At 42.2% G+C, this 23,965-nt stretch carries 22 protein-coding genes and 3 tRNA genes; 3 read left to right on the forward strand and 22 right to left on the reverse strand.

From position 1 onward, the window contains the following. Nucleotides 1–5: 5 nt before the first annotated feature. The 14 genes from PH_RS07295 to psmA all read right to left on the reverse strand — a co-directional run bounded on the left by PH_RS07295 (nt 6) and on the right by psmA (nt 12,867). Entirely contained in the window at nt 6–305 is a 300-nt protein-coding gene (locus PH_RS07295) for a 50S ribosomal protein L30e (RefSeq protein WP_010885622.1), read from the reverse strand. Between the two features lie 3 nt (nt 306–308). Beyond that, nucleotides 309–1,502, reverse strand: coding sequence for a DNA-directed RNA polymerase subunit A'' (rpoA2, locus tag PH_RS07300; RefSeq protein ID WP_010885623.1), 1,194 nt, complete (start codon nt 1,500–1,502; stop codon nt 309–311). Nucleotides 1,503–1,513: 11 nt separating this feature from the next. Next, the gene (locus PH_RS07305; RefSeq protein WP_010885624.1) at nt 1,514–4,237 is read right to left on the reverse strand and encodes a DNA-directed RNA polymerase subunit A'; all 2,724 of its coding nucleotides are present in this window, start codon (nt 4,235–4,237) and stop codon (nt 1,514–1,516) included. A 3-nt stretch (nt 4,238–4,240) separates the two neighbouring features. Further along, nucleotides 4,241–7,594 (reverse strand): DNA-directed RNA polymerase subunit B, encoded by a 3,354-nt coding sequence (locus PH_RS07310; RefSeq protein WP_010885625.1) that lies wholly within the window; start codon nt 7,592–7,594, stop codon nt 4,241–4,243. 17 nt (nt 7,595–7,611) lie between these two features. Next, complete coding sequence (locus tag PH_RS07315) at nt 7,612–7,860, reverse strand: DNA-directed RNA polymerase subunit H (RefSeq protein WP_010885626.1); 249 nt, start codon at nt 7,858–7,860, stop codon at nt 7,612–7,614. Nucleotides 7,861–7,974: 114 nt separating this feature from the next. After that, nucleotides 7,975–8,051: transfer RNA gene (locus tag PH_RS07320), tRNA-Thr, on the reverse strand. Nucleotides 8,052–8,104: 53 nt separating this feature from the next. Further along, a complete protein-coding gene (locus tag PH_RS07325) occupies nt 8,105–8,725 on the reverse strand; it encodes a hypothetical protein (protein ID WP_010885627.1) in 621 nt (206 codons plus the stop codon). 58 nt (nt 8,726–8,783) lie between these two features. Continuing rightward, a tRNA-Pro gene (locus tag PH_RS07330) sits at nt 8,784–8,861 on the reverse strand. 2 nt (nt 8,862–8,863) lie between these two features. Next, nucleotides 8,864–8,940 (reverse strand) — tRNA-Thr (locus PH_RS07335). Between the two features lie 71 nt (nt 8,941–9,011). Next, nucleotides 9,012–9,836, reverse strand: a complete 825-nt coding sequence (gene rrp42 / locus PH_RS07340) for an exosome complex protein Rrp42 (RefSeq protein WP_010885628.1) — start codon at nt 9,834–9,836, stop codon at nt 9,012–9,014. Continuing rightward, nucleotides 9,829–10,578 (reverse strand): exosome complex exonuclease Rrp41, encoded by a 750-nt coding sequence (gene rrp41 / locus PH_RS07345; RefSeq protein WP_010885629.1) that lies wholly within the window; start codon nt 10,576–10,578, stop codon nt 9,829–9,831. The genes rrp42 and rrp41 overlap by 8 nt, the downstream gene beginning before the upstream one ends. Beyond that, the gene (gene rrp4 / locus PH_RS07350) at nt 10,553–11,350 is read right to left on the reverse strand and encodes an exosome complex RNA-binding protein Rrp4 (RefSeq protein WP_010885630.1); all 798 of its coding nucleotides are present in this window, start codon (nt 11,348–11,350) and stop codon (nt 10,553–10,555) included. Before rrp4 ends, rrp41 begins: the two co-directional genes overlap by 26 nt. Continuing rightward, a complete protein-coding gene (locus PH_RS07355; protein ID WP_010885631.1) occupies nt 11,347–12,057 on the reverse strand; it encodes a ribosome assembly factor SBDS in 711 nt (236 codons plus the stop codon). The genes rrp4 and PH_RS07355 overlap by 4 nt, the downstream gene beginning before the upstream one ends. A gap of 27 nt (nt 12,058–12,084) precedes the next feature. Continuing rightward, a complete protein-coding gene (gene psmA / locus PH_RS07360; protein WP_010885632.1) occupies nt 12,085–12,867 on the reverse strand; it encodes an archaeal proteasome endopeptidase complex subunit alpha in 783 nt (260 codons plus the stop codon). A gap of 156 nt (nt 12,868–13,023) precedes the next feature. Here psmA and PH_RS07365 point away from each other — a divergent pair, with 156 nt between their 5' ends. Then, nucleotides 13,024–13,524: an ACT domain-containing protein gene (locus PH_RS07365; RefSeq protein ID WP_010885633.1), complete on the forward strand. Its 501-nt coding sequence runs from the start codon at nt 13,024–13,026 to the stop codon at nt 13,522–13,524. On the opposite strand, the gene PH_RS07370 is transcribed toward PH_RS07365, so the two are convergent. Then, on the reverse strand, nt 13,518–14,612 hold the full coding sequence (locus PH_RS07370) for a DUF835 domain-containing protein (RefSeq protein WP_231833734.1): 1,095 nt from the start codon (nt 14,610–14,612) through the stop codon (nt 13,518–13,520). The genes PH_RS07365 and PH_RS07370 overlap by 7 nt on opposite strands. Before the next feature lie 145 nt (nt 14,613–14,757). Between PH_RS07370 and PH_RS07375 the strand changes: the two genes are divergently transcribed. Continuing rightward, entirely contained in the window at nt 14,758–16,125 is a 1,368-nt protein-coding gene (locus tag PH_RS07375; RefSeq protein ID WP_048053424.1) for a TldD/PmbA family protein, read from the forward strand. Nucleotides 16,126–16,135: 10 nt separating this feature from the next. Next, nucleotides 16,136–17,464 carry a TldD/PmbA family protein gene (locus PH_RS07380; RefSeq protein WP_048053425.1) on the forward strand — a complete coding sequence of 443 codons (1,329 nt, stop codon included), beginning with the start codon at nt 16,136–16,138 and terminating at the stop codon, nt 17,462–17,464. Here the strand turns inward: PH_RS07380 and PH_RS07385 are convergent. The 7 genes from PH_RS07385 to PH_RS07415 are packed head-to-tail and all read right to left on the reverse strand — an operon-like array spanning nt 17,442 to nt 23,960. Beyond that, nucleotides 17,442–18,029, reverse strand: coding sequence for a hypothetical protein (locus tag PH_RS07385; RefSeq protein ID WP_048053426.1), 588 nt, complete (start codon nt 18,027–18,029; stop codon nt 17,442–17,444). The genes PH_RS07380 and PH_RS07385 overlap by 23 nt on opposite strands. Further along, a complete protein-coding gene (locus PH_RS07390; RefSeq protein ID WP_048053427.1) occupies nt 18,022–18,435 on the reverse strand; it encodes a DUF1699 family protein in 414 nt (137 codons plus the stop codon). Before PH_RS07390 ends, PH_RS07385 begins: the two co-directional genes overlap by 8 nt. A 5-nt stretch (nt 18,436–18,440) precedes the next feature. Beyond that, nucleotides 18,441–19,694: a DUF530 family protein gene (locus PH_RS07395; RefSeq protein ID WP_010885640.1), complete on the reverse strand. Its 1,254-nt coding sequence runs from the start codon at nt 19,692–19,694 to the stop codon at nt 18,441–18,443. A 6-nt stretch (nt 19,695–19,700) separates the two neighbouring features. Further along, nucleotides 19,701–20,849, reverse strand: coding sequence for a DNA topoisomerase IV subunit A (locus PH_RS07400; RefSeq protein ID WP_048053428.1), 1,149 nt, complete (start codon nt 20,847–20,849; stop codon nt 19,701–19,703). Then, nucleotides 20,824–22,518, reverse strand: coding sequence for a DNA topoisomerase VI subunit B (top6B, locus tag PH_RS07405; RefSeq protein WP_010885642.1), 1,695 nt, complete (start codon nt 22,516–22,518; stop codon nt 20,824–20,826). Before top6B ends, PH_RS07400 begins: the two co-directional genes overlap by 26 nt. 9 nt (nt 22,519–22,527) lie before the next feature. Then, nucleotides 22,528–23,187, reverse strand: a complete 660-nt coding sequence (locus tag PH_RS07410; RefSeq protein WP_010885643.1) for a KH domain-containing protein — start codon at nt 23,185–23,187, stop codon at nt 22,528–22,530. Next, on the reverse strand, nt 23,160–23,960 hold the full coding sequence (locus tag PH_RS07415) for a serine protein kinase RIO (protein WP_010885644.1): 801 nt from the start codon (nt 23,958–23,960) through the stop codon (nt 23,160–23,162). Before PH_RS07415 ends, PH_RS07410 begins: the two co-directional genes overlap by 28 nt. Between the last annotated feature and the right edge of the window lie 5 nt (nt 23,961–23,965).

Here is a 23,965-nt window from a genome sequence, read left to right on the forward strand (position 1 = left end):
TTACCTCACCTCTTAACTAATGCTAGTATTCTGCTCTCACCTGGGTCGACTATTGCAAGGGAAGCAACGACAAACGGCTTACCAAGTAAGGTTCCGAGTTCTACGCTGGTTCCTTCGAACTCATAAACTGGAATATCACTGAGCTTTGCATAATAGTAAATGTCATCCTTTATCTCCTTCGGTGCATTCCTAGCTACGATAATCAGCTTAGCACCACCTGTCTTGGCAAGCCTTATAGTTTCATTAGATCCCAGGATAACTTTACCTGTTTCAAGAGCCTTCTTAAGCTCAAACGCTAGATCCATTCACTACACCTCCTCTTTCTCTTTCTGTGGTTTTAATGGTAACTTCATAGTCAGTTTAACCATGCCCGTTCCTACTGGAACGGGCTGACCGATGAGCACGTTTTCAATGACACCACTAAGGTTGTCAACTTCTCCCCTCTCGGCGGCCTCAAATAGGTGTTGAACCGTGATCTCGAAGGCCGCCCTTGCAAGTACGCTAGCCTTTTCACCCACCACACCATGCCTTCCTATGGGCCTTACCACTCCATCAAGGGTCATTATATCAGCAACCAACATTATGTGTCTTATATCAACCTCGAGACCCTGTTCGTGCATCGTGTTTATAATCTCTTCAATTATTGCATTTCTTGCAGCTTCAATTCCGAGGACTTCCGCAATCTCATGAATATTATTGGTTCTCGTTCTAGTAGGATCGACCCCAGGAACCTTTAATACTTGCTTAAAGTTTGATCCCTCAGTATAAATGACGTACTCATCCCCTTCTTTCCTTATGATTGTCTTCCCAACGCCCGAGAGACCCTTAAGGCGGTGCTTTTTAACCTTTTCGGAGAGCCTTCTAAGATCCGAAATCTTCTCAATTTTCTTAGGTCTGACTATCAAGGTGTACCCATCGGCTTCGAACTCAGCGCTCTTAAATGAGCTTTGAAGCTTTTTAAGAATCTTTTCCATCGTCAATCCGCTTTTTTCAAGCCTTTCAGGATCTACTTCAACTATAAATTCCATGTTAATTAAGTCTAAAGTAGTCGTCCTTGCCAGATTCTCCAAAGTTGTACCCTCTATTCTCCTCGCCACTTCCTCGGCCTTTTCCCTATCGTAGCGGTGCTCTTCATCAAGGTAAACCGTCATCATAGGTGTTGAAGGGTTCTTCCTCGCATCGACTATCTCAATGATCCTAGGGAGACCCAGGGTAACGTTTATCTCAGCAACACCTGCATAGTGGAAGGTATTAAGTGTCATTTGGGTTGAAGGCTCACCTATAGACTGAGCCGCTACGGTACCAACGGCTTCTCCAGGCTCGATAAGGGCCTTTTCATATTCCTTAATAACCTCATCTATTATAGTTTCCACCTCAACCTTGGTGAGCTTGTACTTTTCATTGTACTTGATAAGCTTTTCATATAGCTCCTGCTTAACGCTCTCAGGAAGATCTTTACCCTTCTTTTCAATCAAAGATTTAATGGTAGAGGAAGAAACCATAAACCATCACCTCACTTCTTTCCGTTGGATCTCATCTTGATTAAGGTTCTCACAATAACCCTATCAACATCAACGGTCTTTCCACCCCAACTCTTCATTGGATCAACTCCATCCTCTCCATAGCGGAACTGAACTATTACTCCTGTTGGATCCCTTACCGTCCCATCATAGTCAACCTTAAGATCCTGGAGAGCATTGATGAGTCTCCTCTGCATATAACCACTCTGAGCAGTTCTAACAGCAGTATCTACGAGACCCTCTCTACCACCCATTGCATGGAAGAAGTATTCCTGGGGACTTAGGCCGCTCTTATAGGAATTTACGACGAAACCTTTTGCTCTAGCCCCTAAATCTCCCGGCTTAAAGTGACTGAGAACCCTCCCCTTGAAACCTCTGTAAAGTCTTCTCCCTCTAATCGACTGTTGACCAAGCAAAGCTGCCATCTGAGTTATGTTAAGTATCTTACCTCTAGCTCCAGTCTTCGCCATTATTACTGCATGATTATTCATACCGAGATACTTCTCAGCTACGGAACCTGCGTTATCTCTAGCTTCAGCTAAGACGGCCATGATCTTACTCTCTAATGTTTCTTCTAGGGACTTTCCTGGGAGGGGCTCAAGTTCTCCTCTCTTGTAAGCTTCTATTAATCTTTGAACTCTTTCTTCAGCTTCCCTTATAATTTCTCTAATTCTATCTCTAGCCTCCTCAGGAAGATCTTCGTCATCTATTCCAGTTGTGAAGCCCTTGTGAGTAATAACCCATATTGTAAGCTTAGTAACCTGATCCAGGAACTGTCTAGCCCTCTCAACTCCATACTCTCTAACGATCAAATCGAGTATTATACCATCTTCCCTTCCATAAGCTTTCTTATCAATCGCACCACTTAGTAGCTTACCGTTTTGGATGTAGACGAAGCCATCATAGGCTAGCTTTCTAACTTCTTCCGGATCTGGTATGAGCTTTTCTTCAATTAGCTTTTCTAATGCCTCACATTTCTCCTCTTCATCACAGAGCTTATTCCTATACCAAACGGTAAGGTCATCAGGAAGAAGTAGCGAGAATATCGTCTTACCGCTCCATAAGGGCTTTCCATTCTCATACTTGTCAGGCTCAGGCAATTCTTTTATGTCAACCCCTGCGAACATTAGCATTTGCTCAACTTCTTCCCTGGTAAAGTAAGCTCCCTCCCTAGTTAGCAGGTAACCTCCCGAGATGTGATCCTGAATACCACCGATGATCGGCCCACCGTACCTTGGGGAGATTATATGGTTCTGAACCTCCATTAGGATCTTAGCTTCGGCCTGAGCTTCCTCGGTCTGCGGAACGTGAAGGTTCATCTCATCTCCATCGAAATCAGCATTATAAGGTGGACACACCGCTAGGTTAAGTCTGAATGTTTTGTAGGGCATTACCCTAACTCTGTGGGCCATGATGGACATTCTGTGGAGTGAGGGTTGTCTGTTGAATAACACTATATCTCCATCAACCAAATGTCTCTCAACAGTCCAGCCAATGTCTATCATCTTGGCTAGATTTTCTTTGTTGCTCTCCATTATCCTTATCCTTCTTCCCTCTGGATCGATTACATAGTTGGCCCCAGGATACTTATCGGGACCATTCAGAACCATCTTTCTCAGCTTTTCAATGTTGAATTCCGTAACCTTCTCAGGAACCGTGAGTTCCATTGCTATTTGTATTGGAACACCAACTTCATTGATACTTATCATTGGATCAGGGCTTATCACAGTTCTAGCTGAAAAGTTAACTCTCTTACCACTAAGGTTACCTCTAAATCTTCCTTCCTTTCCTTTAAGCCTCTGAGCTAGGGTCTTGAGAGGCCTACCACTCTTATGCTTAGCTGGAGGAACTCCAGAGGTTTCATTGTTTATGTACGTTGTAACGTGATACTGGAGAAGATCCCAGAGGTCCTCAATGATAAGTTGGGGAGCCCCGGCTTCTATATTTTGCCTTAATCTATTGTTTATCCTTATTATGTCAACAAGCTTGTGCGTAAGGTCATCCTCGGCCCTGATTCCAGTTTCTAGCGTTATGGAAGGTCTTACTGTAACAGGAGGAACTGGAAGAACTGTAAGAACCATCCATTCAGGTCTTGACTTCTCTGGATGAAGGCCAAGGAGAGGAAGATCCTTATCCGGAATCTTTTCAAGCCTATCCCTAATCTCAGTGGGCATCATTCTATGCTTGTATTCATTCCCCTGCTCATCCTTCCTGAGCTCCCAATATATGGTTGGCTTCTCAAACTTTATTGGATACTGTGGAGCACCACAATGGGGGCATACCATTCTCTCCCTAGCCTTCTTATGAATCTCCTTAAGTATCTTGTTGACCTCACTTCTCCTATTCTTAGCTAGCTCAAGTTTCTTCATGTACTCTTCTATTTCCTCGTCTGTGAGCTTTATCCTCCCGCACTCACGACAGGTACTCTCGAGGATCCTATGAATCGTCTTAGCAAACCCTACATGAATTACGGGCCTTGCAAGCTCGATATGACCAAAATGACCAGGACATTCCCCAGCTTTAGCTCCACAGGTTTCACACCTTAATCCTGGGTCAATGACACCCATTCTCTTATCCATTACTCCGCCTTCAATTGGATAACCGTCATCATCGTAGGTGTCTGGAACGGTAACCTCAACGGCACTCATTTTCCTAATTTCTTGAGGGGAAAGTATTCCAAATTCAATACTACCTATAACCTTCTTAACTGAGTGCATGGCTCACACCCTCTCCGTGAGGTTTAACTTAGGTCTAATCACCATAGCCTTAAGCTCATCCAGGAGAAGCTTAAATGCATAACTCATTTCAACTTTGCTAATCCTTTCCTCCTCTCCACAAACTGGGCAATAGACCTTATGTCTCCTCTTATCCTCTATAGCTATGTGACCACAGTTTTCACAGACCCATACCTCAGTTTTATCGCTTTCTTCAAGCAATCTCTCAATGAGTAGCATCGCAGCTCCATGACCAACGAGGACATCTCTCTCCATTTCACCAAACCTCAGACCTCCTTCTCTAGCCCTACCCTCTGTTGGTTGCTTAGTGAGAACCTGAACTGGACCTCTTGAACGGGCGTGTATCTTATCGGCAACCATGTGGTGCAATCTCTGGTAGTAGATTATTCCAATGAATATGTCGGCCTCAAACCTCTTACCTGTTATACCATCGTACATTATCTCCCTTCCAGTGTGCTTAAAGCCAAGCTCCTCGAGCTCCTTCCTTAGCTTTTCTTCGGGCTCTCCAATGAATGCAGTACCATCAACTCTCCTTCCCTTCAGGGCTGCAACCTTGCCCCCTATGGCTTCAAGCAACTGACCAACTGTCATTCTCGATGGAATACCGTGAGGATTGACTATTAGGTCAGGAACTATTCCACTCTCAGTCCAGGGCATATCTTCCTGGGGAACGATTAATCCTATGACACCTTTCTGACCGTGTCTTGAAGCGAATTTATCACCGATCTCCGGTATTCTAAGGTCTCTAACGGTGACCTTGACGAGCTTAGTTCCATCCCCCGTCTCGGTAATTATTACCTTGTCAACGATTCCCTTTTCACTAGGTCTTACAGCAACGCTCGTTTCTCTCCTTTCTTGTAGGCTCACGGCCCCTAACCCTCTCTCTTCAAGGAACCTCGGCGGGGATGTCCTTCCTATCAGGACATCCTTACCCTCAACCTTTGACTCGGGGAATATTAGGCCATCCTCATCCAGGTGTCTATAGTACTTCTCTCCCCTATATCCCCTTACGGTAGGAGCGGGAATTTCAAATCTATCTGTCTGACCACCAAGATACTTCTTTTCCTCGGCCTCGTATGTTCTGAAGAATGTAGACCTTGCCAGTCCTCTCTCTATGGAGGCTTTATTTATTATAATTGCATCTTCCATGTTATAACCGTGGTAAGCTAAAACTGCGACTACGAAGTTCTGACCAGCAGGCCTGTCTTCATAACCGACAGCTTTCATTATCCTCGAGTTAACAAGTGGAATTTGCGGATAGTGAAGTAGGTGACCTCTGGTATCTACCCTTATTCTAAAGTTAGCCCACCCTAAACCAAGGCTCTGCTTGGCCATACCTGCACCATAGGTATTCCTCGGAGCAGCATTGTGCTCTGGGTATGGAATCAAAGACGCAGGTAATCCTAGAATAGCGGCCGGCATTAGCTCCAAGTGGGTGTGCTCCTTGGTAACTTCCCATGGCCACATGGCAACGTAGGCATTTTCCTCTTCTTCAGCATCTAGGTACTCGATGACGCCCATTCTGACTAGATCACTCCACTTAAGCCTTCCTTCCTTAATGGCTTGCACGTGCTCCTTAGTTAGCTTAGGAACACCATTTTCAACAATAATCAGAGGCCTCCTAACTCTACCATCATCGCTGTTAACGTAAACCTCTTTAACATCCTCATAGTAGGCTACGTTTATTATGTCACTTATCTTTCCACTTCTTCTGTCTTTCTTTATCCTTTCAACAAGGGCTTTACCATCCTCAACGGTACCAATTAGAACTCCATTCAAATAGACTCTCCAAAGCTCAGGACTCGGTCTTCTCACTTCTATTGGAACTATTCCCAGGGACATCAGGTACTCCCTAACTTCCTCTTCTGGGACTGCTGTTGTTATCTGGGCCATCAAGGCTAAATTCTTAACCAATCCACAATTTGGACCTTCAGGTGTCTCAGTAGGACATATTCTACCCCAATGAGTCCCGTGTAGATCTCTAGCCTCGAAGTGGGGTTGTTCTCTGTCAAGGGGAGATGTAACCCTCCTAAGGTGAGACAATGTTGAAACGTAGTTTGTTCTGTCTAAAAGCTGGCTTACACCCGTCCTTCCTCCTGGCCAAGCTCCAGTTGCTAAGGCGTGCTCAATCCTCTCGGTGAGAACATCAGGTCTAATCGAGTTCCTTATGAATCTGTGGATGTTACTAAACACATATTTCTCTCCCCTTCTTTGATATGTCTTAGTCATCTGATACTGTATATCCTTAATTAACTGACTGAATGCAACTCTAAAGAGATCTTTTAGAAGATCTCCTGCCAGCCTTAACCTCTTGTTCGCATAGTGATCCTTATCATCCTCATCTCTCTTTCCGAGGGATAGCTCTATTACTTTCAGTGCCATCATTCCAAGATAGTAAGCCTTTCTTATCCTGTCCTCGGGAGTAACTCCCATGTGAGGAAGGAGGTTATTATCTATAACGTACTCAGCCCTCTTTAGCCTGTATTCTCTAGCTTGACCAGGAGCAACAAGCTTTCCAATATATTCTAGCGCTTCCTGTTGTGTTGTTATATCACTAGCATCCTCTAGGTTATCGAATAATATCTGTTGAACCTCGGGATCGTTTCCAACTGCATCGACTATATCCTTATCCCTTTCAAGTCCTAGAGCTCTCATAACATAGACAAACTTCACAGGTCTAGGAACGTTTGGAATCCCTACATAAAGGATTCCATCTTTCTTTCTTTCAACGGTTACGAGGGCCCTGTAACCATGCCTATACGAGAAAACTTTTGCTATATACTTTTCTTGCCTCTCATCTTTCTCAACTAGCGTTCTATTGGGGGCTATATCCTCTATAGAAACTATCACTCTTTCGGAACCATTTATTATGAAGTAACCACCAGGATCCTTAGGATCTTCCCCAAGCTTTATTAGTTCCTCATCACTAAGGCCATAGAGCCTACAAGCCTTAGACTTAAGCATTATTGGAAGTTCACCTATTCTAACCTCAACGGGATCCTGTTCAATCCCCCTTATCACGGGGATCATTTCCAGGTATAGTGGGGCCGAGTAAGTTAAGTTCCTAATCCTTGCATCCATTGGATAAAGTGGTTTTCTCTGACCATGAGGCTCTTGAAACTCGGGCTCTCCTACTCTAATTTTTCCAAACTTAACTTCAAAATCGGGAATATCTGGTTTTATTCCTCCAAATTCGTCGACAACTTCCTGGAGACCCCTCTCGATGAAAGCATTGTAAGAATCAAGATGCTGCCTTACAAGTCCCTTTTCTTCCCAGTAGCTCTCCATAACAATCCAAAGGTCGTCGGGAGTAACCTCTACAACAGTTGGACCTCTCATATTCTCACCCCAAAATTTTAATCCTCAACAACTACTCTATAATAGTAATAAACCCCTGCAGTTGGACTTCTTCTTTTAATCTCAATAATATCCCCAGGCTTCGCTCCTAAAGCCTTAACAGCTGGATCGCTAGCTCTAATTTGCGGAAGTTGAGCGGGGGTAATTTTATACTTTTCCAATAGGGCTTTTTTCTCTTCCTCACTTAGTATCCTGTGTTCTGGTACCAATACATGTTTAAATATATTAAACTCATTTTTCCCCGACACGGAGAATTGCCCCCCAAAAGTTTTTTAAGATGAACATCATCTACACTCCGCCTTTTGATTCTGATATATAAGCTTTACTCTGTGCTTATATTACTTGCGAAAGATTTATTAGAATGGAGCCCCGGCCGGGCTTTGAACCCGGGACCTGCCGCTTACCAAGCGGCCGCTCTACCAGGCTGAGCCACCGGGGCACCGCCGAAGATTCTTCGAATACAGATGATATATAAGGTTTTCGGTACTCACATCATGCTACCCCTCCTCCGCTTCCCCACAAGAACATCGTAAACTCAAAGTCATATGCCCTACTGAGTAAAGTTCCTGGATTGTATGGATAATAAACGTAGAACTTTCTTAGCCCGATTATTTTATGACTCTCTTTGGGATCTACCTCATAGCTCCAAACTTCAGTTATTGGAAGGGGAAAGAGACTTCTAATGATAACAACGGCATTAACGACATCATATCTCCATTTCAACTTGTTGAATTTCTTATCGACTAATCTATAGGCTTGCATAATCCCAAGGTTTGGAATCCCATACTTCTGCAATCCTGTAACATTAAATTTGTAGTATTCATTTTCCTTCATTCTGCTTATTAGACAGGAAGATGTTATGCAAACTCCAGTCTTTGTTAAAGAATATACATAGAGGTAATCTCCGGTAAGTTTGAATTGAAGTATAGAAGTTACTGGAAGTGCTATTAGAATTGCTATTATAAATCCCCTAGCAACTGATCTCCAATAATGCCTCATAATGTAATCCCATTTAGCTCTCAAAGCTATCAGAAGGGTTAGGGGGATTAACGAGTAATACGTAGCCATGCTAAAGATGTATCCGCCAAATGTTGGAAAATGATCCATGTACATTTTCTAGCCCCACATAGCTAAAATTAGTACATAGTTTAAGAGGTTTACTACACAAAATTGGTGGGGCCGCCGGGATTTGAACCCGGGTCACGGGCTCCCAAAGCCCGCAGGATGGGCCAAGCTACCCTACGGCCCCGCTGGAGCCCCGGGCGGGATTTGAACCCGCGACCTGGGGATTACAAGTCCCCCGCCCCACCAGGCTAGGCTACCGGGGCACCGAGAGATGGAAAAGGAAGTTAGTATATAAATCTTTCGGAGAAAAATACATAGGAAAATTAGGTAAATATTACTCCCCAGACTTTTTTATCGCTTCTAACACAATTTTCCTTATTTCTTCAGCTTTTTTAAAGGCTGTTTCTACCGCGTACATAACTTCCTCTAGCTTAAAAGCCCCACCTTCACCCTTCTGTACTGCTGATATATGGCCTGTTTCATCGGTAGTTACCGTAAGCCTACCATCCATCACCAATTCTTCCTCCAAGCTAGGATCAACTACCAAAATGTTACCTATCTTAGCGAAGGTCACGGGAATTGGTATCCTTTCAACTGGTAATGGTTCCTTTTCTTCTAAAATTTCGACCTCACCAGTCTCTTCATTGTACTCCACTTTGGGAACTTTCGCGTTTAATAGGGCAGCTATGGAGGCTATACCTATTGCATCCATTAAATTCCCATCATGATCAAGCACATGGACATCTATAAACACTACCCTAACGATTTTCCCTGGAACTATTACCATCTTTTCTAAGTTCAAGGCCCTACTCTCTCGGATTCCTCTATCAGTAACTCTTGCCAACTCTATAGCTCTCTCATCCGGTGGACCAGGCTCAAAGGTTGGAGAAGCCAATGGTACGAGTTCAACATTTGTCGTCATTACACCCATATTAGGGGTATCTGGGAATGGTTCTCCAAGTGTAGTCTTTATTCCAACTAAAACCTGAGTACTACCAAGCTTAACGAGAGCTGAACCCTCTGCTTTTTCTATTATTCCTACCTCGATTTCAATTGGTCTATAATCTTCAAACCCTCTATCATCTATTCTTTTCCCCTCTTTCAATAAGTTGATTATATGATCCCTCATTATCCCAGCAACGATCTCATTATCACTCACTTTCCTCAACCTCCTGGGCTATCTTAAGGTACTTTTCCTTGAGGGCTTCCCTCTGCTTTTGATAAACGGCCTTTGCACCCTTTATTGCCAACCTTACAGCTTCAATAAACTCTTCCTTGGTTAAGTAGCCATCCATCTGAAGAAGGGTTATGTCATTTTTAAGGGGCATTATAGCGACTGGTACATCTGCTTCTCCATAGTTATCCTCCTCCTTATTAAGATCTAGAACGATCTCCCCTTCTATTTTACCGGCCGCACACGCTGCAACTAAATCTCTCATAGGAATACCCGCATCAGCCAAAGCTAGAGAAGCGGCCGTTATTCCTGCAACCCTAGTTCCTGCATCTGCTTGGAGGACTTCAATAAAAACATCTATACTCGTCCTGGGAAACATCTCCAAGATCAAGGCTGGCTCTAAAGCCCCCTTAATCACCTTACTTATCTCAATGCTTCTCCTATCAGGGCCAGGTTTCTTCCTCTCCTCCACGCTAAAAGGGGCCATATTATATCTGACTCTAAGAATAGCCCTATCAGGTCTTTGTAAGTGTTTTGAGTGCAATTCCCTCGGACCATATACAGCGGCGATAATCTTGTTCCTCCCCCACTCTATATATGCGGAACCATTTGCATTCTTCAAAACTCCAACCTTCATCTTGATTGGCCTAAGCTCATACTTCTTTCTCCCATCTATCCTTCTACCATTTTCATCAATCAATTTAAGTCCTTCTGGTTTCTCCATCATTATTATTCACCTCAGTTTCCTCTTGTGGTTCCTCCTCTAATTCAGGAATCTCTTCAATAACCCCCTTCTCCTTTAACTCTTGAAGTCTAGATAAGAGGAGGGATTTGATTCTGTCCGTTAATCCCTTAGTATGGCTTTCCCTATCTATCTTAAGTATTGCTTCTATTGCAAGTTTTTCAAGGGCTTCATTTTTTCCATTGACCCATATCCATCCATTTTGACCAACGATTATCCTGGTCATGGTAAGCTTCTTAATCATGTTTATCATAGAACCCCCTCTTCCAATTACCCTTGGAACCCTCGAGGGGGTTATCTTAACTATCTGACCGCCTTTTAATGGCCCACCATTGAATGGCATTCCCTTAGTTGTAAGGTCTATATTGTTTACCTCGGTTATAGCCTTAACCTTCCCATAGATGATATCCCCTATGTCAAAGAACTTCCTGAGATCAGTTCTAAGGAGATCTATCTTTTCATCCGTGAAGTCCTGGATCTTTAGGTTTGCCAAATAAGGGGCCCCGATATCAACAACCCAACTGGAGAACTTAACATCAACAATTTTTCCTATCACGTTATCTCCGACTTCAGGTATGTACGGCCCTTCAAGGGGTATAACTCTAATTGTGTTTCCCTTTATATCAACAAGACCTATAACCGTCGAATATATCCTGGAACCCTCCCTGAATGTTCCCCTTCCGTTCTTGTAGGGACCCTGGGCTAAAAGCGTTCCTGGGACTACTAACTCCCTATTTTGAACAAAAATCCTCTTCATAAGCCCTTCCTCTCTATTAGTTTAGTTTGGGCATTACCCTTAGTTAGGGCATTTAATTTTTCATAAAACTCTTCCTCAACTCCTCCCGGAATCTCTATCAGGAACATCCACGAGCCATCGCTTCCCCACTCTTCTTTCTTAATTCTCCCAAATTTCCTCACTTCTCCATAGGATCTCCCAACGTACTCCCCAGGAATCTTAACTGCTATCACTTTCATTTCAATTCTTAGAGGGAGCACCCTCCTTAGTGCCTTTATAACGTCTTGAACCTGAGCTTCAGCATCCTTGAAGATGTCAACTCTAACTCCAACCTCTTCCATAGCCCTTAGTATCCTATCCACAGGGTGAGGATATCCCGTTCTTGGATCGACAGCATGCTTATGAATTATCGTCGCTATCTGCCTCTTCTTCTCTTCAAGCATTTCCCTTCTCTGTTGAGCCGTAAGTTGAACTTCTCCCTTCTTTAATATTATCTTAGCAACTTCATAGGGATCACTCGTACCAAATATCTTCTCCATTTCCTTCTCGCTGGCCTTATCCCCCTTATGAGCATCCTTAAACACATATGGTGTTGCAAGTATCTCCTCTATTGGAACGTTTTTACCCTCCTTGAAGTCTCTTGCAAGATATGGATCAACTAATATTTCAAAAGTCTCTCCTTGAATTTTTAATCTAGCAATTACGGCCTTGTCAACACTAATGGGCATGGTTTCACCCCCACAAAAAGGAAAAATTCAGTAGTGGCTATCGAGCTCTGAATAATCCTCCTCCTTTTCCTTAACCTCTTCCTCCTCAACTTCTTTCATTACCTCATTTAGATATTTCTCTATCTCCTCCCTTGATAGCTTCCTAAACTTCTTGTCCTTCACGGTTATTATCGCAACTTCGATATTCTCCGCACTCGGTTTCTCCATCGTCTTAGCTAGAGCAAAAATGGCCAACTTTATCGCTTCCTCTAGACTCATATCATCCTTGTACTTTTCCTCAAATATGGCCATTGCTGTATTTCTTCCACTTCCTATTGCCACGGCCTTCCACGCAAAATAAGCGCCACTAGGATCTGTTTCATAAAGTTCAGGCTTTTCATTAACTCCAGCCATAAGTAGAGCAGCACCAAAAGGCCTAACCCCACCATATTGGGTATGCATTTGTTTCAAGTCACATATCTTCTTCACTATCACAGCTAACGGAGCAGGCTCACCATACGTGAGTCTGTGAATCTGGGCCTCAAGTCTCGCCCTATTTACAAGAACCCTAGCATCCGCAATTATACCACTCGAAGCAGCCGCTATATGATCGTCAATTTGAAAGATTTTCTCATAGCTTTCGGGTTCTATCAATCTACTTGTGATCCTCTTTTCAACGGCTAAAACAACACCTTCATTGCACTTAACACCAACAGCGGTAGCTCCTCTTTTTACCGCTTCCCTTGCATAGTTAACCTGGAACAATCTCCCATCTGGACTAAACACGGTAATAGCCCTATCGTACCCTGCTTGTGGTGGAACGAATGCCATCTTCTCACCTCCACCTTAAGTAAGTCAAGACTCTTATATACCTTCCGCGAGAGCACAAATAATTTTAGCCTATTAGGTATGGTTGAGATCATGGAAACATTTTAATATCAATGAACCTAATAGTGGAACGTTGAACTTTAATGGCGGTGATGGGCCATGTGGGGAAGGATCGAGCACTATTTTGACGAGTACCCAGTAAGGAAGCTTATCGCAAAAACATTGCTTAGGTATGGGCTCAGGGTATCTGAAGATATGAAGATTAAGGCGGGAGAAATCGAAGTTCCCTACACAAAAATAGCTAAAGCCCTCAACGTTGATAGGAGGGTTGTTAAGGAGACCGTTGCAATGATCCTTAAAACGCCAGAGTTAAGAGATATTTACATGAACTTAGAACCCACCGTACACATGAAGTACGTTGGGAGACATGTTGGTTATGGGGTAATAGAGATAGAGCCCGAACCTAGAGCGATAGGGATACTTGCTAGGGTAGCTCAGAAGATAGCTGATAGGGGAATAAACATAGTGCAAGCGATAGCTGAAGATCCTGAACTTTATCCAGAGGCTACACTTACGATAATTACCGAGAAGCCAATCCCAGGAGACTTAATAAATGAACTTTCAAAGTTGGAGGGGGTAAAGAGGATATCGATTTATTGAGCTAGTATGTTTTTTAAGTTCTCAAACTCTCTTGCAATTATTTTCCACTGATTTTGAGAGTAGGCCTGGGAACTCGTTACAAGTATTAAACGGGCTCTATACTTGATAGCAGTATCTTTTAAAGAGAGCAAGAACTTCATTGCAGTTTCAAATCCATTCTCAATTACTATATACTCAAAGCCGTCTATCACAACTACGGTATGCCCCCTTTCTAGATGTCTTCTAACGAGGTCGAGCAATATCCCCAAGTCAGTAGGAGAAATTGCAATAATATTATCCTTAATAGGGCCGGAAACAACCTTGGTCAACCAGAATATAGGGAAGGAAAAGGAATCTTTAGGTAGATGCCTAGTAATGAGAACTCCATTTCCTAGGGATTCCATCCTTTTGAGGATATCGTGAAATACCTCCCTATCTTCTAAATAGTAGCCTCCAGGAAGGATATTAATTCCCTCCCCTATAACTCTTGGGGAACTAACTTCAAACAGGGCATATTTGAATATTCCTACCAGTATCATGCCTCTAAATACCCCACCAGCAAAGTATAAGTAAGGTGCTATTGACATGTTCACGGTTACTGGATATGTAATGTCTATTAAGCCAAGGAGAATCATCCCAAGTGGAAAAAGTGCCGAAACATTTTTTATGGATATTTCATGCCTTAGTAAAACATACCCAGCTAAAATAAGGGAGAATCCCAAAAAAAGAACCGGGTAAGTTATTAAAATTCTAGTTGGGGCATTTATTAAAGTGCATATTAAGATGTAGGTCAAACCAAAATGTGAGGCAATTATGAAAAGTATTATAATCTTTAGATCTCTAGCCCTTCCAGTTACATCCATAGATGCCACAAGTAGGAGAATACCTTCAGTTAATGCAAAAGTACTCATCAAGGGAGTTAATGCAGTAGGATTTGGCTCTACTCCAAAATGAATAAGAAGTTGCTTTTGCGATAAGCCACCTAAAAGATCAAACCAGAAGGTAATACTTAATAGTAACATGAAATCTTCCTTTCTCCTAAGCCACTTATAAAAGGAGAATCCCCAAATTATGCCTCTCATTCCAAGATTTATTACCTCAAATATCATACCCACCAACTCTTTAGCAAAGTTTACCTTAGAAGCCTTTTAAAGGTAGCTAAGCAAAAATCTTTTTCATCAATTCGATGCTTATCTAAATGCTCAAAAGACTTTTATATACAAGATTGAACAAATATAAGCGACGGTGGTTCCTATGGAAGCTCTCGAAAAAGCACTCCGTTGGGCCGAAGAGAATATTAAGGCAGAATACATAGAGCTAAGGTACGAAGACATAAAGAGAACTGCACTTAACCTAAAGGATGGGGTATTCGTTAACTTTACTGAAAAACTAAACAGGGGAGTTGCCATTAGAGTTCTGGTCAATGGAGCCTGGGGCTTTTCATCCACGAGTGAATTAGATAAAGTAGAAGAGGCCATAAAAGAGGCGTATAAGCTAGCAAAAGTTGCATCAGAAACTAAGAAGGAAAAAATTAAGCTAGCTGAAATAAAACCTGTAGAAGATTTTGTTAAGAGCAAGATGAAGATCAAACCCAGAGAAGTTGATATAGAGGAGAAGATTAACCATCTAAAAGAACTTGAAAACCTTCTAAAAGAGGACAAAGCTGTGAAGAGCGTTAACATAAGATATGAGGATGGCGGAGGTCAAAAGATTCTCTTGACCAACGAAGGAACAAAAATAGAATGGGATTACAATTACCTCTGGCAGGGAGTTTACGTTACGGGAAAGGAGGATGGAAAGTTAGCTATGGCCAGGGATACCATAGGAGCTGTAGATTACGGCTGGGAGCTTATGACGGAGAAGGAGCCAAATGAGAAAGTAAGGGATAGAATACTAAGAAAGCTTCACTCACAGCTAAAGGGCATAACACCTAAGAGGGGTGAGTTCCCGGTTGTCGCTGGGCCAATAATAGTTGGAATAATAGCGCATGAAGCCCTCGGCCACCTAGCCGAGGCCGACCTAACTATGAACTCCCCGTTCAAAGATCTCTTAGGGAAGCAGATCGCTCCAGAGTACGTTACAATGAGCGAGCGTCACGTGGAGGGAGGCTTTGGAAACGATAAGTATGATGATGAGGGCGTTCCGGTGAGGGATATTCACATCATCGAGAACGGAATCTTAAAGGAGATAATGCTCAACAGGGAATATGCAACTAAGTTTAACATGGAACCTAATGGGCATGCGAGGGCCCAAGACTATCGTTATCCTCCGATAATAAGGATGAGGAATACTGTCTTCGAGCCTGGAGACTGGAGCTTCGAAGAGATGATAGAGGATATAAAGTTCGGTTACTACCTTGTTGACTTCAGAGGAGGACAAGCCCAGCTTAACTCTGCGTTCCAAGTTGGAATCCAGGAAGGATACGTGATTAGAAATGGCGAGATAGCTGAGCCAATAAGGGATACCTCAATTACGGGAGTCGCGATTGAAGCTCTAAAGAAAATAACTGCTGTTGGAAAAGACTTTGGGATTGAGGTAGGCTTCTGTGGAAAGGGACAAACAGCATTCGTTAGTTCAGGTGGCCCTCATATGAGATTTGAGGGTGGAATTATTATAGGATGAGGTGAGAAAAATGGAAGAACTAATAAAATATGGGGAGAGATTCTTCGATGAGCTTGAGATAGTAACTTATAGGGCTAGAGAAATCGGCCTTGAGGTTGAGCTAAACGAAATATCTATGGGAACAACGAGAATGAGCACGATTACCATAGTTAGAGGGATCAAGGATAACAGAATAGGAATCTCGATAGTTGATAACGACTCTAAAGAGGACGTGAAGAAAGCCATAGAGGAAGCTGCTAAGATGGCAAGGCTTAATAATCCAGATGATAAGTGGAAATCCCTTCCAGAACCAGGAAAATACCGTGAAAAACCAAAAGTAAATGAAGAACTTAAGGAAGCCTCAACTGAAACCCTAGCAAGTATGGTAATTAAGGGGATTCAGCTTGCTAGAGAGTCCGATCCAAACGTTACCGTTGCAGGAGGAAGTGCTGGTGCCTCCTGGAGTGAGTTTAGCATAGCTAATTCTCACGGAGTTAATGTAACACAAGAATATGGACATGCACATGTATTCTTTGAATTCGTTGGTAAAAAGGAAGGGGTCGTAACCCCAGGGATCTTCGAATTCGACATCAAAGATAATCTCAATTTAGATGTCGAAAGTATTGTAAATAGAGGAATTGAAAGGGTCAAATGGGCATATAAGGTAAAGGAAGCCAAAAATGAAGAAGCCCCAGTAATATTTAGTCCCTGGGCAATCTCGGGGCTATTTCACTATGCCCTCTTCCCAGCATTCAGCGGTGAAAGGCTAATTAAGAAGACGACACCTTTAGCCGATAAGGTAGGAGAAAAAATTGCAAGCGATGTTATAACGATTTACGATGATACATTCCACGAGTTAAGCGTTGTTAAAGCTATAGCAGATGGAGAAGGGGTTCCAACTAGGAAGACTATGCTAATTGAAAATGGAGTATTCAAGGGATTTATATGGGATAATTACTGGGCCAAAGTCTATGGGACTGAAAGCACTGGACATGGGCAGAGAGATTGGAGAGGTGGAGGAGTTACGATAGGGCTTAACTCGGCGGTCATAGAAAATGGGAAAAGATCATTGGAGGAAATGATACAGGATATTAAACACGGCTACCTAGTTGAAGGAGTTCAAGGGGCCCATTCGAGTAATCCTGACAATGGAAACTTTGCAATATCTGCAAATCCAGCTTATCTTATCGAGGATGGAGAAATTGCTGGTTCAACGGTATTCCTAGTAGCAAGTAATATCTATGAGCTCCTTAAGCAGGCTAGTGAAGTTAGCAAAGAGCAGAGAGCCATGCCCGCGATGTTCACAGTTGTCGCACCATACATAAAGTTTGAGAACGTTAGGATTGCTGGTAAGAGGTGATCCTTTCTTTTTCTATAATTATTCCAAGGAGCATCCCCAACGAATCCGAGATTACATCCCTAATTTTGTTCTGCAAAGTTTCAGCTATAAAAGAGATCTGACTTTCGCTTAATTTTTCTAGGATCTCCCACCCTATCGCTAAGGTATAGAACAATAATATAGAATAGAAAATAAGTTTTCTCCAATTGAGCTTAAACTCTCGAAGAACGCTAGCAATTATCATCCAAATAGTCATACCTCCCAAAAAATGGCTTATTACATCTGCATCTCTCCATTCTTTATGGAACAGATCCACCGTTGTAAATGGAACGTTAACGAGAGAAACATGAACTGCTATGAATATAGAGAAGACAATCATAACCCTATCGTCATATATAGGACTAAGAACTTTTCTCACGATACCTTCTGAAGGATTATAAACTTTAGGAACCCAAAGAGGAAGGGAAAGGCCGAGAAGGGCCGCAGATGTCCTATAAATATGATCTACCCTTCGATAATAAAGGGCCGTTAACAACCCGAGAAAGACTATGAAGATTGAAAATTTTATTATATTGTTACTATTCAACTTTTTCTACCTCCCTCTTCATATTTGCTATTAGATAATAGAGGGTTCTTATGGGTATCCCGAGCGTTTTACTTATCTCCCTTGGGGTCTTTCCACTTCTAAGCATCTCATTTATTACCTCTAAAGTTCTGGTAGAATACTTTTTGGGCCTACCCCTACCTTTTTCTACCGGGATGATCTTAATCCCCATCTGCTCAAGGGCCCTCATAACCTTTTTAGATACCTTGGGGTATAAGCTCGGAGGACAACCAATAACCTTAACGTTTGGAGAGTTCTCAAGGATCCTGACGATTATCTCCTTCGTTGGCCTCAAGTTAATGTACACCTCAGTCACATCCTCATTTAGTACTTCATCTATCCTCTTCAAAAGCTCCCTCACATTCCTCCCCTTTATTTCAACCCTCATCACCCTCACCCTTGAAGAAGCTCAAGGAACTTCTTAGCTTTCTCACTCCTTGGCATGAATTTCTCAAACTTCTTTAAGGCAGATTCTGAGAATACGACCTTATAAAGTCCAGACACAATGAACTTTCTAATTCCCTCTTTTAATTCCTCTAGATCTATTCCCAAGATCTTAGAGACCTCATCTTCACTGAAAGGTGAGATTCCATAAAGTATTACTCCACCTAAAATGTAGTTAGGTAACCTTGCAATTTCTGTCCTCTTTTTAGATAATAGCCTTTCGATTTCACATTTCCTTATTAGTAGCATACTACCAAAGCCGATCTTGAAATCTTTCCTATTCTTAAAGGGGATGTCAAAAAGGGAGTAATGACAGTCTATACATGACCTCAAACCAGGATAAAGTAAAGTTGTTTCTCTCTCCTTCTCAGATGTAAGGAAGTAATATCTAAACAAGTCCAAAGCTAGTAACTCACTCCCCCTTTTTGGATCATATGTTGCATAGGCGAGGGCTAGATTATCAACGGTATAATGATTATTTATCAAAACTCCTAATGTCTTTATGTAACTCAGAACTCTCCACCTAAATCTTTTTCCAAATCTTTTTCTGAGCTCTTCCTCTATATCAGCATCTATTGGGAGATCTAACTTTTCTTTCTTAAGCTTTCCCTCTTCCCAGTACTCAACCTCGATCCTAAATCTCTCCTTTCTAACTACACCCTCTTCTCTAAGCCTGCTCTTTATATCCTTAAAGCTTTCCCTAACTTCTATTCCCCTCTGACCCAGGAGTTTAAGAACATCACCAGAATATGCAAGATAAGGTAAGATCTCAACCCTACCAAGTTGAAGTTCTTTTTCTATGACCTTAACCTTTCCAAGGTCACTTTTCTTTAAAGATTCCGGAGATATCTCCGATTTACCTTTTTTTAAAGTATAGTTAGCATTTAATATTGCCAGGGCTATCCTGTGAGCTGTTATTGCAGATCGGAGTCTCTCAAGAGTTAAGATCCTGTAGTGTCTCTTCCTATATATCCAAGATAGGTGAGGATCCTTACTTCTCTTCTCTTTAATTATAGGAGTCGGCCCTAACTCGCCAACTCTTCTTTCTAACTCTTCTTCTAGCTCTTTTAAAGATTCTAATTGATCCTTTAGCGTTAAAAATATTTTTGGAATGTCAAGATCCTCAAATAACCCAGGGATGTCTATTGATATATCATCAAGGATTTTGTTTATCCTAGCTATGAGCTCCTCAGTAGTAGGCATGGTTCATCACGGGAGTAGCTTACCCTCCCTAATCTTCTCGGGTAAATACTCCTTAGCAACAAATTCGAGGGATTTATTAGCGAGGGCTTGTTGTTCTATTCTGACTCCCCATTTTAGGGCTAACTTGAGTTGCCTCTGCCACTCCTTATCCTGGAACCATGGATAGTTAAGTTCCTCTATTAACCTCTTATAGTCCCCGGTGGGGCCTCCCTTCTTATCCGGGGGAATTCCCTTAAGCTTCTCAGTTACATTCTCAAGATTATACTCCTTAATATCATCCATGGTCATTCCAACGAACTTAGCATCTGGGGTCGCCAGCTTTTCGCTTAGGTATGCCAAATTAATTGAACCCCTCTTTATCGTTGAATATATGTACCATCCATAAGGATCTCCATCCGTGAATACTATTATGGGTAAACCTTCCTCATAGTGAAGTCTATGGATAAGTCTCCTCACACCTCTCGAAGCCTGTCCCTGAGTTGCAACGATCAGACAGTTTTCCCTCTTAGGGTACTTCTCTTCTATTAAACGATCGGCCATTGCAGCGGTCTCAACTACAAGAACGTAATCAACATTTATCTCCGGGAATTGAATATGTTCCACTGTCCCAGGAACGGCCCATCCTCCTGTTCCAAGCTTTGATGCATTGAACTCATCTTCTCCATCCTTAATCACTATATCACCATAAATGTATCCCCTTCTATCAGCGGTAATATGCATTTCTTCCCTTAGAACTCCAAGCATCCTTTCTAGATCTTCTATTATTGGATCGCTCTCGCTCTGATCTTCAAACGTATTTTCCCTCGTTCCTGGAACGGTGTGCTTGTTGGCATAGTAAGCTTCTCTTAAGCTTGCATGTTTTCCTTCGCTCACTAGCCTCTTTATATATGCCATGAGTATCAGGGTCTGCATGAATTTTCTAGCATGCGCAACGTTGAGGAAGTATCTCCTTGAGAGTCTATCTCCAAGTCTAATTAACCTTGATTCTTCATCAAAATAGACGTTATTTAATCCTCTAGTTGGAACATCAAAGTAAGGATTCTTTCCTGATTTAGCCTCTTCGAGTATTTTCCAGGCGAGATCTTCAAGCTTTTTAAGGACCTTTTGAGGATCATAAGAAAACTTTTCTTTAGGCTTCTGCCTCTTCAACTTCAACGCTTTCCACCTCCTCAACCTCAATTTTGCTCTCTATCAGCTTTAGGAAGTATTCTCTAATCTTTTCTTCTGGCTCTCCCGTGAGAATGTGAAGGGATCTAGCTATCTCGGGTAAGTACTTCTCAAGCGTTTTTCTTCTTTTAATCTGGTACATTCTCCTATACTTCCCTCCAAGATATAGGGCCAGTTTCCTGGCTGCATCCATTAAGGCCAATCTTATTTCATTATATATTTCCTCTATATCTGCTATACTCTGCTTTCCAGTACTCGTATAGGGAACGTGAACGCTAATGACGTTCACCAAAACAACTAGAGGGGCAGAATCAAAGGAATCTATCTTATACCTTTTCCAATCAATGCTCCTAACTGCTGAGGTTATGACACACGAACCGGCGTCAAAAAGTAAGGGAACCCTGTTTGCATACCTCAAGATCTCGGATCCTGAAATTTGCCCACCATAGGCTAACCCGACTTCAACTTGGAATGGGATGCCACCAGCGTAAACCTTCGGTGACCTCGTCACAGCGGTTACAAACTCAGGTTTTAAAATTCCCGTTAGTCCCCTCTTTATATTCTCTTCCCCTATTGGCCTAAGGCCATGTGTAGGAGGAGCCAGGAATTTCATCAATTTAAATGCCTCGACTATTTCTTCAGCCTCCTGCCAGGTAAGTTTTTCTGGAGGTTTCTCCATTATTTTAGCAACTTTTTCAACTTCCTTCTTCCACTTTCTTCCAAAAGACCTAAGCACTGAATCAACATCCCCATTAATTAGCTTCTCCCGAAGCTTTTCTTTAATCTCCTCATTTTGCTCCGACTTCAGTAATCTTATGGCAGCTACGTACTTTATGAGCTCCTCGATTTTCTTTTCACTGATCCTGGAAAACTCGGAAACTAAGAATCGTTTAACGCTTGATCTCTTACTTCTATGGGCCATTGTATACACGTCATCAACCATCACACCCTTAGGGTGAGGCTTCATTTCAACGGGAGGTTTCGGAATTTCCTCGCTAGAACGTGGGAATACTACGAGCTTTCCATCAGGTTCCACAAGTTCTATGTAGGCGTGAGGATTCGCTATGGCCGTTAGCTTAAGGTACCAATAAACACCCTGCCTAGAGCGAACGTACTTTACGTCTTTAACCTCCATTTCAATCCTAGTTCCTCTCCACCCCTTAGGATTTGGATGCTTCACCTTTTTCACGATCTTTCCTTCGTTTTTTTGCACATCTATCTTTACCCAAGCCTCGACAATTTCTCCTCCAGTCGATGTTATTACCCTAGTAGGTTTCCCTGTCGTTATCTGAGCGAACATTACGGCCCCACTGATACCTATTCCCTGCTGGCCCCTACTCTGGATGTTTCTGTGGGCCTTCGTTCCGGCAAGCATCTTTCCAAATACATGGGGTATGTACTCTTCAGGTATTCCTGGGCCGTTATCTTCGACTATCACCTTATAGTGCTCTTTTCCAAGTTCCTCTATTTCAACCCTAATCGTTGGAAGGATTCCCGCTTCTTCACATGCATCTAAGGAATTCGTCACCGCTTCATGAATTATAGTCGTTAGTGACCTTATCTTGCCCGTATATCCTAACATTGCAGCGTTTCTTCTAAAGAACTCACTGACACTCTGAACTTTGAATTCCTTAAATAAATCCTTAGCCTCGGCCATGTTAACACCTCACAAGTTTTCATAATACATAGCTCCTTCCAATTCCAAGTCCTTTTTCCTCCTCTCTAGGTACCTATAAACGGAGCCATGAGGAGATCCTCTAGCAAGCTTTTCTATTGCCGTCTTTGCTATTTCAATCTGAATTGGGTTCCCTATTATCGCAACTGTCTTCCCATAAACGCTAACACTAGCACCACTCATCTCCTCTATTATCTGCCTAGTCCTTCCCTTTCTACCGATTATCCTTCCCCTAACCCTGGGGAGAGCGTTCTTCTCGTTCCCTATTATTATATCCGTTAGGTTAATTATCTCGAGGTACTCTCCCTCATTGAGCAACCTAAAAGCTCTCTCGGGAGAAAATCCCCTACCTATTGCAAGGACGATATCCCTAGCCTTCCAAACTGCTAGAGGATCTTCAGTTTCTTTTGTTGAGGTAATCCAAACTTCTCCAGTCTCACTATCGATAGTTATCTTAGTTTTAGTCCTTTTCTCAATTTCCTTTTTAGTTTGCCCTTTCTTTCCAATTAACACGGCTATTCTATCTTTAGGTATCTTAACATATTCCTCCTGCTTAAAGAACTCTTCCCACTCATCCTCATCCTCAACGATCTCACCATCTTTATTCACGTTTTCGAACTTTTTCATAAGTTTCTCAAATTCCTCTCCCATAACTCATCACCCGCGAGTTCCCTAAATTTTACCTCAGGATCCTCAACGTCAACTCCTTTTCTAGCAAAGTAGTTAGTTATATTCCTTATATCTCTATAAAGCAACGTTAAACTCATTCTATTTCTCTTAACAGTTGCTTGAGACCAATCTATTATAACAGGTTCATGCCAGATTAGAATATTATACTCGCTTAAGTCTCCATGAACCATATCCCCACGTTTCCAAAGTTTCTCTATTGATCTCATTGCAAAGTCATATAGCTCCTCAAAATCTCCCTTCTCAAGCTCCTTTTCAACATCCTTGAGTCTAGGTGCAGGAAGATCGTCTCCTATGAACTCCATAATCAAAATATTATTTCGGAAAGCTATTGGTTCAGGAGCCCTAACTGCATATTTGAGAGCTCTTTGCAAATTCTTATATTCCCTTCTCGTCCATACAAAAACTAATTTTCTTATATCCCGAGGTAAGCTCCCTATTCGCGGGTCTGCGGCTAAATATTCCCATATCCTCCTAAACTCTGTTGTGTATGTTCTATAGATCTTTACCGCTATTTTATTTCCGTTTGAATCATAACCAGCAAAGACATTGGCTTCTTTCCCTGTGCTTAAGACACCATAAAGTCTTTCTATCTTTCCTCGCCTGTAAAAGTAAGTTATTGTCTCAACCGTTGTCTTATCAAATACTTCGCTAAAGACTTTAAAGAGCTCACTATCTTTTTCTCTTCTTTCTGTTAATCCGAGAACTTCTGCTATCTCTCTATCAAGTCTTTCCATAATTC

Source organism: Pyrococcus horikoshii OT3, assembly GCF_000011105.1.
GTDB lineage: Archaea > Methanobacteriota_B > Thermococci > Thermococcales > Thermococcaceae > Pyrococcus > Pyrococcus horikoshii.

What these genes read in the sequence shown, in the direction of transcription:
- PH_RS07375 (WP_048053424.1), top strand. Translation starts at nt 14,758, where the DNA reads ATGGAAGCTCTCGAAAAAGCACTCCGTTGGGCCGAAGAGAATATTAAG.
- rpoA2 (WP_010885623.1), bottom strand. Translation starts at nt 1,502, where the DNA reads ATGGTTTCTTCCTCTACCATTAAATCTTTGATTGAAAAGAAGGGTAAA.
- PH_RS07395 (WP_010885640.1), bottom strand. Translation starts at nt 19,694, where the DNA reads ATGCCTACTACTGAGGAGCTCATAGCTAGGATAAACAAAATCCTTGAT.
- PH_RS07305 (WP_010885624.1), bottom strand. Translation starts at nt 4,237, where the DNA reads ATGCACTCAGTTAAGAAGGTTATAGGTAGTATTGAATTTGGAATACTT.
- PH_RS07380 (WP_048053425.1), top strand. Translation starts at nt 16,136, where the DNA reads ATGGAAGAACTAATAAAATATGGGGAGAGATTCTTCGATGAGCTTGAG.
- PH_RS07325 (WP_010885627.1), bottom strand. Translation starts at nt 8,725, where the DNA reads ATGTACATGGATCATTTTCCAACATTTGGCGGATACATCTTTAGCATG.
- psmA (WP_010885632.1), bottom strand. Translation starts at nt 12,867, where the DNA reads ATGGCATTCGTTCCACCACAAGCAGGGTACGATAGGGCTATTACCGTG.
- top6B (WP_010885642.1), bottom strand. Translation starts at nt 22,518, where the DNA reads ATGGCCGAGGCTAAGGATTTATTTAAGGAATTCAAAGTTCAGAGTGTC.
- PH_RS07355 (WP_010885631.1), bottom strand. Translation starts at nt 12,057, where the DNA reads ATGCCCATTAGTGTTGACAAGGCCGTAATTGCTAGATTAAAAATTCAA.
- rrp41 (WP_010885629.1), bottom strand. Translation starts at nt 10,578, where the DNA reads ATGATGGAGAAACCAGAAGGACTTAAATTGATTGATGAAAATGGTAGA.
- PH_RS07415 (WP_010885644.1), bottom strand. Translation starts at nt 23,960, where the DNA reads ATGGAAAGACTTGATAGAGAGATAGCAGAAGTTCTCGGATTAACAGAA.
- PH_RS07310 (WP_010885625.1), bottom strand. Translation starts at nt 7,594, where the DNA reads ATGAGAGGTCCAACTGTTGTAGAGGTTACTCCCGACGACCTTTGGATT.
- PH_RS07370 (WP_231833734.1), bottom strand. Translation starts at nt 14,612, where the DNA reads ATGATATTTGAGGTAATAAATCTTGGAATGAGAGGCATAATTTGGGGA.
- PH_RS07365 (WP_010885633.1), top strand. Translation starts at nt 13,024, where the DNA reads ATGTGGGGAAGGATCGAGCACTATTTTGACGAGTACCCAGTAAGGAAG.
- PH_RS07390 (WP_048053427.1), bottom strand. Translation starts at nt 18,435, where the DNA reads ATGAGGGTTGAAATAAAGGGGAGGAATGTGAGGGAGCTTTTGAAGAGG.
- PH_RS07410 (WP_010885643.1), bottom strand. Translation starts at nt 23,187, where the DNA reads ATGGGAGAGGAATTTGAGAAACTTATGAAAAAGTTCGAAAACGTGAAT.
- rrp4 (WP_010885630.1), bottom strand. Translation starts at nt 11,350, where the DNA reads ATGAAGAGGATTTTTGTTCAAAATAGGGAGTTAGTAGTCCCAGGAACG.
- PH_RS07295 (WP_010885622.1), bottom strand. Translation starts at nt 305, where the DNA reads ATGGATCTAGCGTTTGAGCTTAAGAAGGCTCTTGAAACAGGTAAAGTT.